The 14,302-nt window shown below is 45.7% G+C and carries 15 protein-coding genes; 7 read left to right on the top strand and 8 right to left on the bottom strand.

Annotated features, from left to right (window positions below; translation table 11 throughout):
* Nucleotides 1-69 precede the first annotated feature (69 nt).
* On the top strand, nucleotides 70-372 hold the full coding sequence (locus RH88_RS11440) for a DNA base-flipping protein (RefSeq protein WP_005596046.1): 303 nt from the start codon (nucleotides 70-72) through the stop codon (nucleotides 370-372).
* 41 nt (nucleotides 373-413) lie between these two features.
* Here RH88_RS11440 and RH88_RS11435 read toward each other — a convergent pair whose 3' ends face one another.
* Nucleotides 414-845: a YbaY family lipoprotein gene (locus RH88_RS11435; protein WP_005596045.1), complete on the bottom strand. Its 432-nt coding sequence runs from the start codon at nucleotides 843-845 to the stop codon at nucleotides 414-416.
* 225 nt (nucleotides 846-1,070) lie between these two features.
* On the opposite strand from RH88_RS11435, the gene tesB reads away from it, so the two are divergent.
* Nucleotides 1,071-1,931 carry an acyl-CoA thioesterase II gene (gene tesB, locus RH88_RS11430; RefSeq protein WP_005596044.1) on the top strand — a complete coding sequence of 287 codons (861 nt, stop codon included), beginning with the start codon at nucleotides 1,071-1,073 and terminating at the stop codon, nucleotides 1,929-1,931.
* A gap of 31 nt (nucleotides 1,932-1,962) precedes the next feature.
* Here the strand turns inward: tesB and RH88_RS11425 are convergent, their stop codons facing one another.
* Nucleotides 1,963-2,421, bottom strand: coding sequence for an Lrp/AsnC family transcriptional regulator (locus RH88_RS11425; protein ID WP_005596043.1), 459 nt, complete (start codon nucleotides 2,419-2,421; stop codon nucleotides 1,963-1,965).
* A 126-nt stretch (nucleotides 2,422-2,547) separates the two neighbouring features.
* Between RH88_RS11425 and RH88_RS11420 the strand changes: the two genes are divergently transcribed.
* Nucleotides 2,548-3,615 (top strand): PLP-dependent cysteine synthase family protein, encoded by a 1,068-nt coding sequence (locus RH88_RS11420; protein ID WP_005596042.1) that lies wholly within the window; start codon nucleotides 2,548-2,550, stop codon nucleotides 3,613-3,615.
* A 129-nt stretch (nucleotides 3,616-3,744) separates the two neighbouring features.
* Here RH88_RS11420 and RH88_RS11415 read toward each other — a convergent pair whose 3' ends face one another.
* Nucleotides 3,745-4,065 carry a DUF1244 domain-containing protein gene (locus tag RH88_RS11415; protein WP_005596041.1) on the bottom strand — a complete coding sequence of 107 codons (321 nt, stop codon included), beginning with the start codon at nucleotides 4,063-4,065 and terminating at the stop codon, nucleotides 3,745-3,747.
* Nucleotides 4,066-4,179: 114 nt separating this feature from the next.
* Nucleotides 4,180-5,058: a Tim44 domain-containing protein gene (locus RH88_RS11410; protein ID WP_005596040.1), complete on the bottom strand. Its 879-nt coding sequence runs from the start codon at nucleotides 5,056-5,058 to the stop codon at nucleotides 4,180-4,182.
* Between the two features lie 208 nt (nucleotides 5,059-5,266).
* Here RH88_RS11410 and RH88_RS11405 point away from each other — a divergent pair, with 208 nt between their 5' ends.
* The 3 genes from RH88_RS11405 to RH88_RS11395 all read left to right on the top strand — a co-directional run bounded on the left by RH88_RS11405 (nucleotide 5,267) and on the right by RH88_RS11395 (nucleotide 8,827).
* Nucleotides 5,267-5,857, top strand: coding sequence for a TetR/AcrR family transcriptional regulator (locus tag RH88_RS11405; protein ID WP_005596039.1), 591 nt, complete (start codon nucleotides 5,267-5,269; stop codon nucleotides 5,855-5,857).
* 16 nt (nucleotides 5,858-5,873) lie between these two features.
* Nucleotides 5,874-7,748, top strand: coding sequence for an MFS transporter (locus RH88_RS11400; protein ID WP_005596038.1), 1,875 nt, complete (start codon nucleotides 5,874-5,876; stop codon nucleotides 7,746-7,748).
* A 155-nt stretch (nucleotides 7,749-7,903) separates the two neighbouring features.
* Nucleotides 7,904-8,827 (top strand): YeiH family protein, encoded by a 924-nt coding sequence (locus tag RH88_RS11395; protein ID WP_005596035.1) that lies wholly within the window; start codon nucleotides 7,904-7,906, stop codon nucleotides 8,825-8,827.
* Nucleotides 8,828-8,847: 20 nt separating this feature from the next.
* Here RH88_RS11395 and RH88_RS23725 read toward each other — a convergent pair whose 3' ends face one another.
* Nucleotides 8,848-9,021: a hypothetical protein gene (locus RH88_RS23725; RefSeq protein WP_005596034.1), complete on the bottom strand. Its 174-nt coding sequence runs from the start codon at nucleotides 9,019-9,021 to the stop codon at nucleotides 8,848-8,850.
* 90 nt (nucleotides 9,022-9,111) lie between these two features.
* On the bottom strand, nucleotides 9,112-9,990 hold the full coding sequence (locus tag RH88_RS11390; protein ID WP_005596032.1) for a LysR substrate-binding domain-containing protein: 879 nt from the start codon (nucleotides 9,988-9,990) through the stop codon (nucleotides 9,112-9,114).
* A gap of 208 nt (nucleotides 9,991-10,198) precedes the next feature.
* Here RH88_RS11390 and nagE point away from each other — a divergent pair, with 208 nt between their 5' ends.
* Complete coding sequence (nagE, locus tag RH88_RS11385) at nucleotides 10,199-11,647, top strand: N-acetylglucosamine-specific PTS transporter subunit IIBC (protein ID WP_174269647.1); 1,449 nt, start codon at nucleotides 10,199-10,201, stop codon at nucleotides 11,645-11,647.
* Between the two features lie 195 nt (nucleotides 11,648-11,842).
* Here the strand turns inward: nagE and menE are convergent, their stop codons facing one another.
* Together menE and menC are read right to left on the bottom strand one after the other, a co-directional pair.
* Complete coding sequence (menE, locus tag RH88_RS11380; protein WP_005596029.1) at nucleotides 11,843-13,252, bottom strand: o-succinylbenzoate--CoA ligase; 1,410 nt, start codon at nucleotides 13,250-13,252, stop codon at nucleotides 11,843-11,845.
* Nucleotides 13,252-14,241, bottom strand: coding sequence for an o-succinylbenzoate synthase (gene menC, locus RH88_RS11375; RefSeq protein WP_005596028.1), 990 nt, complete (start codon nucleotides 14,239-14,241; stop codon nucleotides 13,252-13,254). The genes menE and menC overlap by 1 nt, the downstream gene beginning before the upstream one ends.
* Between the last annotated feature and the right edge of the window lie 61 nt (nucleotides 14,242-14,302).

The following is a 14,302-nucleotide window of genomic DNA, read 5'->3' as shown; positions in this document are numbered from 1 at the left end:
ACAATTATCGCTGCTGAAAGTCATCCTGCTAACAGCAACTATCGAAAACTAAATTATCAATAAATGAGTATGGACCAGTTTTTAGTGCAAATCTTTGCTGTAATTCACCAAATTCCGCATGGAAAAGTCACAAGTTATGGTGAGATCGCAAAATTAGCCGGTTATCCCGGTTATGCCCGTCACGTTGGGAAAGCGCTTGGCAATTTACCTGAAGGTTCAAAATTACCTTGGCACCGAGTTGTGAACAGCCAAGGGCAAATTTCTCTCAAAGGAGAGGATTTACAAAGACAACGCCGTCAGTTACTGGCGGAAGGAATAGAAGTGAGTGATAGCGGGCGAATTAGCCTCAAGAAACACAAATGGCAGCCCTAAAGCTGCCATTAACTTATCCTAGTTATTCTTAGGCTATTTGATTAACGCGTACCAACCAACATTAGGTTTAGTTGCTGAGTTTGGTTCTCATCGGTAATTACCGCATTCATCGTATCCGTGATGAAACGTAGCTCACCCGCAACTTCAATGCGTGCGCTTACACTGTAACGGTGGCCAGGTTTGATATCGTTTGGATTGTAGCTTAACTCAAACGCAACAGGCACTTGTGCGCCGTTGGTTTCGATCACTTGCTCAGAAATCAGCTTAGCAGGCGCATCCATTAGCGACACATCTTGCAGACGAACCGTTACCACTGCGTTATCAGGCAGCATAATACGTTCGCGGTAAGCGACATTACCGGTAATGGTTTGCTGTGCTTGTACTTGTTCCTGCTGTGCTGCAGGCTCATTTTGACAACCCATTAAAACAGTCCCAAATAAAACCGACGTTGCTAACATCAGTGTCTTTTTCATAACGCCTCACAATGAGAATAGTATAATTAACTTGCTGAATTATAGTCGTAGTTTTGCATACTGTCATGAGAGGGAATTCACTCTTGACCAATTTCTGACGCAACGCCGTTATAATGAGCTTTTACTCTATACTGGTGTTAACCGTGAGTGGCTTTAGCCATGATCATTGCGTGCAATAATGACACTACGTAGAATGCTTAAAGAATTAATTTTGGATAATACATGATGAGTAAACCACTGAACGAGCTGCTAAATCTTCTGAAACTTGAAAAGCTAGAAGAAGGATTGTTTCGCGGCCAAAGTGAAAACCTAGGCTTGCCTCAAGTTTACGGGGGCCAAGTCATTGGCCAAGCGCTCTCTGCAGCGCGTTATACCGTCGACGACGAACGCACCGTCCACTCATTTCATAGCTACTTTCTCTACCCAGGCGATCCGGAAAAGCCGATTATTTATGATGTCGAAAATCTACGTGATGGTCGTAGCTTCAGTACTCGACGCGTTAAAGCGATTCAAAATGGCCGTCCTATTTTCTACCTCACCGCCTCTTATCATGGCGATGCGCCTGGTTTTGAGCACCAAAACACCATGCCAGATATCCCTGGGCCAGAAAATTTCGCATCAGAATCAGAGCTCGCAGCACGCGTTGCCGACTTCTTACCCGAAAAATTACGCCAAACCTTTTGTGGCGAAAAGCCCATTGAAATGCGCCCTGTCGTCGTGGTAAATCCGCTAAAACCAGCTAAGACAGAAGCTAAACAATATTTGTGGATCAAAGCGAATGGCGCGTTACCAGACAATCAGTTGATTCATCAATACCTGTTGGCTTATGCGTCAGACTGGGGCTTTTTAACAACTGCACTTCATCCTCACGGCGTATCGCTGCTCACGCCTAAATTCCAAGTTGCGACCATTGACCACTCAATCTGGTTCCACCGCCCATTTAAGATGGATGAATGGTTGCTGTATGCGATTGATAGCCCAACCGCAAGCAACACTCGCGGCTTAGTCCGTGGCGAGATTTATGATCGTCAAGGCAACTTGGTGGCCAGCGCAGTACAAGAAGGTGTGATGCGCTTTATTGACTAAATCAGCACCTCGTACCACAGCGTCTACCGGATTAAATCGGTAGCGCTGTGGTGTATTTTAAAGGTTCCATCGCAAACGTCGACGTCACATCCGAAATCCCTTTCACTGAGTTAACCAGTTTTTTGTAAAAACGGTCAAAGCTTTGCATATCTTTAACCAGCACTTTCATCATGTAGTCGTACTCACCCGCCATACGATAAAACTCCATCACCTCTGGAAATTCAGTCGCAGTGGCAACAAATTGGCTATACCACTCATGAGAGTGATCACGCGTTTTTATCATCACAAAAGCATTAAATGATAAGTCGAGTTTATCTGGATTGAGCAACGCTACCCGCTTTTGGATCACCCCGCTCTCTTCCAGCTTTTTGAGCCGCTTCCAACACGGTGTCGTGGTTAGATTCACAGCATCGGCCAGATCACTTAAAGACAAGGTGGCATCACGTTGCAGCAAAGCGAGTATTTTTCGATCAATTCCATCCAGTTCCATTTCACAACCCAATCAATTTGGAGAAAATATTTCTCTAATATAAGAAAAATAGAACAAAAAATGCAAAGGTTTTCTCCCTAATTGTAGGTAAATTATCAGCATAACGATATTTAAGGAGATAGCCTAATGTGTACCGATCATGATTGGATTAACAATGCGGTTAGAAAAATCGAAGCCGACTACCAACGCTCAGCAGATACCCACCTAATTAAACTCGACCTACCAAGTGTTGAGGGTATCGACATCTATCTAAAAGATGAAAGCACTCACCCAACCGGTTCACTAAAGCATCGCCTTGCTCGTTCCCTGTTTCTTTATGCCATTTGTAACGGCTGGGTTGGTCCTGAAACAACCATCATTGAATCTTCATCAGGTAGCACCGCTGTTTCTGAAGCCTACTTCGCTCGCTTGTTAGGATTGCCGTTTATTGCTGTTATGCCAAAAAGCACGGCATGTAAAAAGATTGAACAAATCGAATTTTATGGCGGTAAAGCGCACTTGGTTGAGCGTTCAGATCAGATTTATGCGGAATCACATCGCCTAGCCGAAGAGCTAAACGGCCACTATATGGATCAGTTTACCTACGCAGAACGCGCAACTGACTGGCGTGGTAACAATAACATTGCCAATTCCATCTTTGACCAAATGCAACTGGAAGATCATCCAGTTCCAGCATGGGTTGTGATGAGCCCTGGTACAGGCGGTACATCGGCAACCATCGGTCGCTTTATTCGCCATCAACAGCACGATACCAAATTATGTGTTGTTGACCCTGAAAACTCAGTGTTCCACGAATTTTATCGTACCGGTAACAAAGCGATCACGGGCGAAAACGGCAGTAAAATTGAAGGTATTGGCCGCCCACGTGTGGAGCCAAGCTTTATCCCTGGGGTAGTGGACGAAATGCGCACCATTGAAGATGCAGCTTCAGTAGCGACGGCCCATTGGCTAGAAAAAATTCTCGGCCGAAAAGTCGGAGCCTCAACAGGTACCAACTTATATGGCGTATTGCAACTTGCCGGAGAAATGAAACTGCGCGGCGAGAAAGGGTCAATTGTCACGTTATTGTGTGATAGCGGCGAACGTTACCTAGACACCTACTACAACCCAGAATGGGTACAAACAAACATTGGTGATCTACAACCGTTTATGGCAAGACTTGAGCGCTTTGAGGCTACTGGCCAGCTTGATTAATTGACGCGATATTCCAAGCTCAATTAGCAATACAGCAAGGTGGGCGGGGAAACTAGTACAAAATAAAATGGCACTCACAGGAGTGCCATTTTTTATCTCTGTCGTGCAAACACCGCAGCTATCGGTTAATTACTTTGCTTTTTCACGCGCTTCAAATGCTGCGAGTTGCTCTGGGGTTGCCGCGGGTTGATGGTTTTGTTTCCACTCATCATATGTCATGCCATACACACGTTCACGCGCATCATCAATATCCAGATCTAACTGCTGATTTTCAGCTTCGGCTTTGTACCATTTACTAAAGCAGTTACGGCAAAAACCCGCCAAAATCATCAAATCGATGTTTTGCACATCTTTATTATCATCAAGATGCGCGAGCAAACGGCGAAAAACCGCGGCATCGAGTTTGTCTTGCTGTTCTTGCGTCAGGTTTTTATGTTTGAATTCAGCCACTTTACTTTCCTTATCTTTCTAATTCTTCAGAGAGCTAGTATACGCGATAGATAAAAAAACGCCCAAGCGTTCGGCTCGGGCGTTTTTGAAAACTGTGCTCTCAGTAACGAAGGATTATCCTTGGATGCCCACAATCAACCATGGTGCATTCTCAACCGTTAGGTCACGCTCTAAGTGCCATACGTCTTCGATATCTTCTTCAATACCTTCCGCAGCATCACGGTAGCGGCCACTAAACTGTAGGCTTAGCTGTGCTTTGTTTGCATCGTAATCAGCACGAACAATTTCTGCATCGACGTACATTACGTCGGTGTGCTGTTCGCCATCCAATTTTGCGCGCTCTTCTTGCAGGTCTTGATACAAGCTCGGAGAAACATACTCTTCGATCGTTTCAAGCTGGTTGTGGTTCCACGCACCTTGGATAATACGGTAGTGTTCACGAGAACCGTTTACAAATGCCGCTTGATCAAAGCTTGGTGGAAAGTTATGTGGTACGTCTGTTTGCGCACCAAAACCACCAAAGCCACCTTGGTTTACGTTCTGTGGTTGCTCAAAGTTATGAACATTTGGCTGTTCAAACTTAGGCGCAGAACTACCGAAAGCTGGTTGCTGTCGATGCTGATTCATACTGCCCTGCTTCGCCCCCAGCATACCGCGCATGAGTTTGAAGATCACAAAGGCAATAAGGCCGATGATCAGAATATCCATGAACTGGATACCTTCGAATGCGCCACCGCCAAGCAACGAACCAAGTAAACCACCAACCAGCAGACCACCTAGAATGCCACCCATCAAACCTTTTTTGCTTGATGACTGCTTCGCTGCTTGCTCTTTACCAATGGTATTGGTGTTCTGTTTTTGCTGTTTAGGCGCTGGTGCTGTCTTAAAGCTTTTACCGAAAGACTTGCCACCACCAAACTTCTTAGCTTCCGCTACAGGCGTGATGGCTACAGAAACCATCAATAACGCCACTAGAGAAAAAAGTCGTTTCATGTTTTTCCTTTAGGGTACTTTATTTAGTTTAATATCCAGCCCATTGAAGGCTCTGGTTCTTTAATCTTAGCGCTCTCTACAAGAGAAAGATACATCCCACAATCGAATTCATGTATCAGAATATTGCAAATTTGATAATTGAGGTTGTTGACGCTTGAGGTAGTAGCTCATTAGAATATCGAACAATGTTCATTTTTGATTTTCCATTATGGCACGAAGAAACGATCACACACGCGAACAGCTTATCTCACTGACCTTAGAGACGGTAAAGCGCTTTTTGGACGAGCACTCTTATCATGAGCTAAGCTTGCGCAAAATCGCCAACATGATTGGCTATGTACCGAGCACGCTGGTGAATGTGTTCGGGAACTACAACTTATTGCTACTTCATGCCGTAGCACAAACGCTGGATGAACTGTCAGCGGAAGCAAAAGCGGTGGTGACGAAAAGCCAGGATCCGAACCAAGCTCTGTATGAGCTCGCTTATTGCTATCATGAGTTTGCTCAGCGCCATCCACATCGTTGGCAGCTTATTTTTGAGCACAACATGAATGGAGAAGTACTGCCAGAGTGGCAAAGTGCGCGTATTGATAATATGACCGGTATGCTCGAGCATTTATTACGTACCCTCGCCCCTGCGCGCAGCGACACAGAAGTTCTTCAAGCTAGTCGTGTTCTATGGTCGGGTGTGCACGGCATTACTCTGCTCAGTGTCGACGACAAATTTTTCGCCGCGGAACCGATTGATGGTAAAGAGTTGATTGAAAATTTACTGTCGAACTACTTGAAAAACTGGTAACGCACAAGGATCTGCAATGCCACAGCAAAGCCAAACCTCACTGCTGACTCAACGTCGCTTTCTGCCCTATTTTATTACCCAATTTTTTGGCGCATTTAACGACAACATTTTCAAAAATGTCCTGCTGTTGTTTGTTGCGTTCGCAGGCGTTGGGGTTTTGCCCGTTTCAAGCCATCTGTTTATCAATCTGGCTGCTGGTCTGTTCATTTTACCGTTTTTTCTGTTCTCTGCCTCCGCTGGAGTACTGGCCGATAAGTATGAAAAATCGGGCTTTATTCGTAAGGTAAAATTGGCTGAAATTGGCATCATGTTGCTTGGTGCTGTTGGCTTTATTACCGAAAGCTATCTGGTACTGTTAGTGCTGCTGTTCTTAATGGGCACCCAATCGGCCTTCTTTGGTCCAGTCAAGTACGCCCTCTTGCCACAGCAACTCAAAACTAAAGAGCTAGTCCCAGGCAACGCGCTGGTTGAAACCGGTACTTTTTTGGCCATTTTACTCGGCACGCTAGGCGCAGGGGTGATTGCCTCTGCTGACAATGCTAACTACCTTGCCGCCGGCTGTGTGGTGCTATTCGCCTTGTTGGGTTATTTCGCCAGCCGTTCGATTCCCGAAGCCGCCGCTTCAGCGCCTAATATAAAATTCCGCTGGCAACCGATTAAGCACACTAAGAAAACCATCGCTATCGCCAAATCGGATCGCGTTATCTTCCAATCCATCATGGCCATCAGTTGGTTCTGGTTTTTAGGCGCAGCCTACCTCACCCAGTTCCCTAATTTTACGAAGATCTATCTTAATGGCAGTGAAAGTGCCGTTTCCTTTCTATTGGCACTATTTTCTGTCGGTATCGCCTTTGGTTCATTGGCGTGTGATAAGCTCTCTAATCACCGAATTGAAATCGGCATCGTACCGCTGGGCAGTTTAGGTATCACTATTTTTGGTTGGCTGATGGCCAGCTCAGTACCTGACTCATTACCTACCTTCGACAATTTTAGCGCGTTTATTACCTATCAACCCTTGTGGCCTGTCTTTGCCTATTTACTGTTACTAGGAGCTTCTGGTGGGATATTTATCGTACCGCTCTACGCCATGATGCAAAAGCGAGCCAAAGTGACTGAACGAGCTCAAGTGGTTGCGGCATTGAACATCTATAACTCATTATTCATGGTTGGCAGTGCCATCTTAGGCATTGTCTGTCTGAGCATCATTGAGTTATCGATACCACAGTTTTTCCTGCTTTTGGCGGCGTTAAACTTATTGGTTGCGTTCTACCTATTTGCTCAAGTACCGATTTTTGTGGTGCGCTTTTTGGTTTGGATCATCACTCACACCATGTATCGCGTCACCCATAAAAACTTACACAACTTGCCAGAACAAGGCGGTGCACTGATTGTTTGTAACCATGTCAGCTATATGGATGCACTGCTACTTAGTGGCGCTTATCCACGCTTGATCCGTTTTGTGATGCAAGAAGAGTACGCCAATTTACCGCCAATTCGTCGTTTTTTAAAACGAGCTGGCGTGATCCCTATCTCCTCGACCAATCGTGGTTCAATTCGACGTGCATTTAATCAAGTAGAACAAGATCTCAATAACGGTCACATCGTATGTATTTTCCCTGAAGGGCACCTCACCAGCAGTGGCGAAATCGAAAAGTTTATGCGCGGAATGGACATTATTTTGCGTCGTAGCCCAGTCCCCGTTATTCCGATGGCGCTTAAAGGCTTATGGGGTAGCTATTTTAGCCGCTACAAAGGTCACGCTTGTAAGGGGCGACCAACACGATTTTGGTCTAAGGTTGAGATTGAAGCGGGAGAGCCCGTCATGCCAGATCAAGCAACAACTCAAACAATGCATCAAAAAGTCAGCCAGTTACGCGGCGATTGGCGCTAATCGATAACCAGTGACTGGACAGTTGTTTAATTTTTCTGAACAGCTGTTCAATTCATTCAGACTTACTGACCGAGCGCTATTATGTAAAATGGCGTTCTTTATAAGTGAGCAATGATGTTCACTGCCCCCTTTAGACGCATAAGCGCATGTAAACCATGAAACCATATCAACAAACTGTTCCTTTTATTATTGGCCTGCTTGCCTGCCTAACCCCTTTCGTTACATCACCAACCGCCTTAGTGATTGGCTTTCTATTGGCTTCCTTCGGTTTAGTCCCAAGCCACGTTAATCTCGCGAAAATCACTAAAAAGCTCTTAGCTTATTCGATTGTCGGCCTCGGTTTTGGGATTCACTTTGAAGAAGCTCTCACGGTTACCTCCGATGGTATTGGCATTATCATTACCACTATTGTCAGCACTTTAGTTGTCGGTTGGTGGCTAACCAAATTATTAAAACTGGATAAGAAGCTCGGCTATTTGATTTCAGCAGGCACTGCCATTTGTGGCGGTAGCGCGATTGCGGCAGTTTCACCCGCGATTCAAGCGGAAGATGAAGAGATTGGTCTCGCTTTAGCAACGGTCTTTGTGCTCAACTCTATCGCTCTGTTTATCTTCCCGGTAATTGGCCATGCGCTCAATTTGGATCAGCACACCTTTGGCACTTGGGCGGCGATTGCTATCCACGATACCTCGTCTGTTGTTGGTGCAGCCTCTGCCTATGGTGAAGAAGCACTTACCACCGCGACAACCTTAAAGCTGGCGCGCGCATTGTGGATCATTCCCGTTGCTTTCGTTAGTGCGTTTATCTTCCGTAGCGATTCGAAAAAAATCACCATCCCATTCTTTATTCTTTTTTACTGTCTAGCGATTGGGGTTAGTGACGCTCTACCGCAATTTGAGGCGATCTATAACGTTATTTTTGATGTCGCTAAACGCGCGTTGGTGGTGTGTTTGTTCTTGATTGGTTGCGGGATCTCAGTCAGCAAACTCAAAGCTGCGGGAGCAAAGCCGTTACTGTTTGGCGTGACCTTGTGGGTATTGATCTCGACCAGTTCGCTGGCTTGGCTAACACTGGCATAGAAAAAACACTCCAAGAGCCCTTAAATATCTTCAGGCTCAATCGATATTTTTTGGCGTTTCTCTTTGCGGTAATGAATCACTAGCGCTGCCACGAAGAGAAACGCAGATAACTCGGCTAACGCTCGATAGAGTCCTTCTACTTGCGTTGCCGTAGCAATCAGTAACACCGCACCTACTGTCAGTATCAACTTCATTTTTATATCCTTATCGCTATCCATCGGGTTTTATTATGAGTCAGCGTTATAAGGTTGAGAAATTCGGTTTTGTACTATGACATTGCTAAATTAACTAAGTTGGCTTTCCAACCACTTAATGAAGGTGTGCACTTTCGGTCTTTTCTCTGCGCCTAATGGGCATAACACATCATAACTCATCTCAGTTTCCATACTCGGATAAGGTGTCACAAGCTCGCCAGTATCAATGTACTGCTTCACAAACTGATAGCGCCCCATCGCCACACCAACGTCATGCAGTGCGCTTTGTACGCCCATATCACGGTGACTTACGCAGTAGAAATGTTTGAATAAATTAACGTCCAGATCAAAGTGCTTAATCCAGCGTTGCCAGACATTGGATTCTAAGGCGTGAATAAAATTCACTCGATGCAGCGAGGCTAATCCATCATCATAGATCTTAAGCTCTTTCGCATAGGCAGGGGTGCACACCGGAACATATTTCTCGCCAAACAGACGCTGTCGATACATATCTTTTAACTCACTTTCACCATAGTAAATTGCGATATCTAAATGATTTTTATGAAAGTCTTGCTCTTCTTGAGAAAAGATATTGAGGTTAAATCGAGGGTAACGACGCTTAAAATCCCCAATCCGAGGCAGTAACCAGCCATTGGCAAATGCCGGGCTCATGCCGATGTTTATTTTGCCATGCAATTCCGTGCAATTAATGTCTTCAATTTCGCCAAAAATAGAACTGAGCGACTTCGACAAGGTGTGCTGAAAACGCTCGCCTTCAGCGGTTAGCTCCAGCTTGCGAGTGCCGCGCACAAACAAATTAAATCCAAGTTCATTCTCCAACACTTTGATGCGATGACTCACTGCCCCTTGTGTTAAGTGCAGCTCTTTTGCCGCCAAGGTAAAACTCATGCTTTTCGCGGCGACATTAAAAGTATGTAGGTTGCGCAGCAACAGTTGTTGGTTAGCCATCTTAATCCATGCATTAAAAATTTTAATTCATGCTACTAGCCAATTGGTTTGTTTGCAGTAACAAATAAGTTTTAAATATACCCAGTTGCTTAAATTGTTAGCCAGATCAATTAATGACTTACAGTTCGATTTGGCCATTAGATTAAAAATTTTGATTTATTAAACACTTTCTAAATTACTAGGGGCATACATGAATATACTCGGATATATGCAAAAAGTCGGTAAAGCACTGATGGTTCCAGTGGCAACCTTACCTGCCGCTGCGATCCTTATGGGGGTTGGCTACTGGCTCGATCCCGTCGGTTGGGGTTCAGAGAGCATTCTCGCGGCATTTTTGATCAAATCAGGCAGCGCCATCATCGATAACATGGCGGTCTTGTTTGCCGTCGGGGTCGCTTTTGGTTTGAGCCGCGATAAAAATGGCTCTGCGGCGTTGTCAGGCTTTGTGATGTTTCTCGTTGTCACCACGCTACTTGCGCCCGGTTCGGTAGCGCAGTTGATTAACGTGGAGTTAAGTGAGGTGCCAGCCGCTTTTGGTAAGATCAGTAACCAATTTATCGGCATTATCGTCGGTATTATCTCGGCTGAAATTTACAACCGCTACTCAACTGTTGAACTACCACAAGCGTTGGCGTTCTTTAGTGGTAAGCGCTTAGTGCCAATTCTTACCTCAATTGCTGGCATGTTCTTATCGTTTGCGCTGCTTTACGTTTGGCCTGCAGTATACGATGCTCTGATCCTACTCGGCATCAAACTGGAAAGTATGGGCGCCATTGGCGCGGGTCTATTTGGTTTCTTTAACCGCCTATTTTTAGCCGTTGGTATGCACCATGCTCTATACCCTGTGTTCTGGTTTGATGTGGTGGGTATCAATGATATTCCTAATTTCCTTGGTGGCGCACAGTCTATTGCCAACGGTACCGGTATTCCGGGTAAAACAGGCATGTACCAAGCCGGTTTCTTCCCAATCATGATGTTTGGTTTACCGGGTGCGGCATTGGCGATGTACCACTGCTCAGATGCGAAAAACAAGAATCAAGTGTTTGCTATTATGTTGGCAGCCGCGATGGCTTCATTCTTCACTGGCATCACAGAGCCACTTGAGTTCAGCTTCATGTTCTTAGCACCACTGCTGTTCCTATTGCACGCAGTACTAACAGGCCTTTCTCTTTACATCGCAGCAAGCATGGAATGGATGGCAGGCTTTGGCTTCTCGGCAGGATTTGTTGACTTAGTCCTATCAAGCCAAAACCCATTGGCGGTGAAATGGTACATGTTGATTGCACAAGGCATTGTCTTCTTTGCGCTTTACTATGCGGTCTTCCGCTTCGCAATTATCAAGTTCAACCTCAAAACGCCAGGGCGTGGTGAAGAGATGGAAGCGGAGAAAAAAGACGCGACACCTGAATCACTCAATGGCCTGGCTTATGACTATATCGAAGCTGTTGGCGGCGCAGACAATATTCTTGAAGTCGATAACTGTATAACCCGTTTACGCTTGAGCGTTAAAGATTCAGCCAAAGCAGACAGCGCGAAACTAACCCAACTAGGCGCTATGGGTGTGGTGCCGATTGGCAAAGGCGGTTTGCAGGTTATCGTTGGTCTAGGCAAGGTGGATAAAGTGGCTGAGCAAATGAAGAAGGTGCTCGCCAGTTAAAGAAAAAAGTGATGACTCACCATCATCACGCCCCCCTAAGTGCAGAGCGATTAGTCACCGCATCTGCACTTTTTTTCGTCGCAATGTTTGTCTCAACATTTTTCCGGGGCATATAGCAAGAAGAAAGGTTATATGATCAGCCATTGCATATTGGGTTATTTAGCAAGCGTTACCGATTAACCACAGAGATTGAAATTAGCGACTGCCTTTTAGCTGAGTGGCAAGCCAATCTTTAACTTGCTTACGCGACACTTTAATCCCGCTACCTAATAGAGACTCGGGCAGCAGAAAGTACGCGACTGGCCATTTAAATTTCACCAGCTTTTGCTCAAGGTGCTGTTCAATGCGCTTTTGCTCTGGAAGCCCATCAGTTTGCAATACGGCGACTGGCCGTTGACCAAATTCTTCATCGGCAACAGGCACGACAATTGACTGCGTGATCGCCTCCATCTGATTAAGTACCGCTTCAATTTCCTCGCAGTGAACGTTCTCTCCACCAGAGATGAATTGATTGTCTGCCCGTCCTTTGATCACCAGTTCGCCATTAGCAAGTTGCTCGCCGAGATCTTTGCTGTCAAACCAGCCCTGTGCATCCACTATTGGGGTTACAACACCTTGTTCAAAGTAACCACTGGCCAGCGTTTCACCACCAATGTAAATTCGCCCGTCTCTTAATTCTAAACGACGATTAGGCAATACCGTTCCAGCACTGTAGGTCGCATCAATTTGCTTTGCGGTCACGGTGGAGGCCGCTTCCGTCATGCCGTAACCGAGCCAAGTTTCAATCCCTTGCTCAGCCGCTTGCTGACTTAACGTCAATGGCACATGGCTACCACCTAACAATACATGGCTTAAATCAAGCGACGTGGCTGAATTCAGTAATCGATCTAATTGAGTAGCAACGAGAGAGGCGTGCGTCACACCTTGAATATCTTGCAACAGGTCACCACCACCCACTTTCAATTGTGCCCCCGCAGCCAACCAACGATAGACAATGGCCAAACCAGAAACGTGATACATAGGTAGGCTGAGTAACCAGCAGTCTGAAGGCTTAAAGTGGAACTTTAGCAGCAATCCTTTAGCGGAGGCGAAATGCTGAGCATGAGTGTGGACTACAGCTTTGGGTTTACCCATTGAGCCGGAGGTAAAGATGATCGAGGCAAGTGAGTCAGTATGGTAGCGACTGGTTATCTCTGCTTGAGAACATGATTGCACCGTTTCTATTTGAGGGACTGCGATTTGAGTCGCCTTCAGTAACGAGTCATCGATCCCATCACTGGCGTCATGCCGCCAAACTTTGGCTGATTGGCTCGACGAATAGAGCGTACCCAACTTGCCATCAAGAGCCAACTGAGGTTGTGGCATGGTGAGCGCACAAATCGCTCCAAGCTCAGCGCAAGCTAGATAGATCAGCAGCATCTCTGGGCTGTTTTTCCCCACGCAAGTCACGACACTGCCTTGGGTGACTTGTTGATCAACTAACGCTTTAACATAAAGGGAGACCACTTGTTCTAATTCAGACCAAGTATAACAACGCTGGGGAGTCATCAGCGCTAAACAATCTGGGCTCATAAGAGCCCAGTATTTTAAAGGTGAATCGTGCATTATGCCTGCCAAATCAAAGCCTGATCGGATAGCTTTTTCAGTGGTAGTGGGCTCTCAGGCCATGGTACTTCCAACTGTTCAGCGTATAAACCGATAGTATCTAAACCGGGTACTTCGTCAGGTAACTGCCACTTGGCAAAGCGCGCTAACTGAGTTAAACCTAAACTCGTTTCAATACTTGAGCTGATCACCGTTTTGATGCCTAGGAGTTTCGCCGCCGCAATGAGCCCAATACAAGTTTGTACAGAACCAATTAAGGTTGGCTTTATCACGATAGTTTTTACACCAGTGAAATCCGTCAGCTTAAATTCAGGTTTACGCACTGCATGTTGCAGCGTCTCATCCCACGCTAAAGCAATCCCCGTATCAATAGCAAAAGAGAAACTGTCACCTGGCACTTGGCACGGTTCTTCAATAAATTCAATGCGTTGTCGATAAGAAGGTGTCACATAGCTAGCAAACTTGAGTGCCTTCTCTTTGGTCCATGCTCGATTGGCATCTAGACGTAGATTCAAATCTGGGATGGATTCTAAGAAGAGGTTCACCAGCATGCCATCACGAATCGGTTCGTAAAGACCCACTTTGATCTTAGCGACCTTTTTACCTTCCATTGCGTTTAGTTTTGGCAATAGCTCATCAGGATCGCCGCTGCACAATGGCGCAGAACGATACATACCTTCGCTCGGTAAACCACCCTCTAGCTCTAGTTGTGCCATAGAGAGACCAAATGCCACTGAAGGGTACAGTTCGCTTTCATCAAGCGCAGGCTCACCATTTTTCCAACCATTTAACTGCTCGATAAGTTGAGTGTAAACCTCTTCCATCGTTTCACAGCTAAAGCCCGGTAGAGGTGCCACTTCACCACGACCGATACGTCCATCTTCAGCAAGTTCGATAACAAAACCTTCACGCTCAGTCAGTCGACGTTCACGCAAAATCACCCCACTGTCCATTGGCAAAGCGTAGCGATACAGTTTGGCTGATCTCATACCCATATTCCCTTGTTTATTATTTTTATAACTAGCCGATTGTAACCACGTTGAATGTAGA

Source organism: Vibrio scophthalmi LMG 19158 (assembly GCF_000222585.1).
Classification (GTDB): domain Bacteria; phylum Pseudomonadota; class Gammaproteobacteria; order Enterobacterales; family Vibrionaceae; genus Vibrio; species Vibrio scophthalmi.
This window is presented reverse-complemented; position numbering and strand designations above follow the sequence as displayed.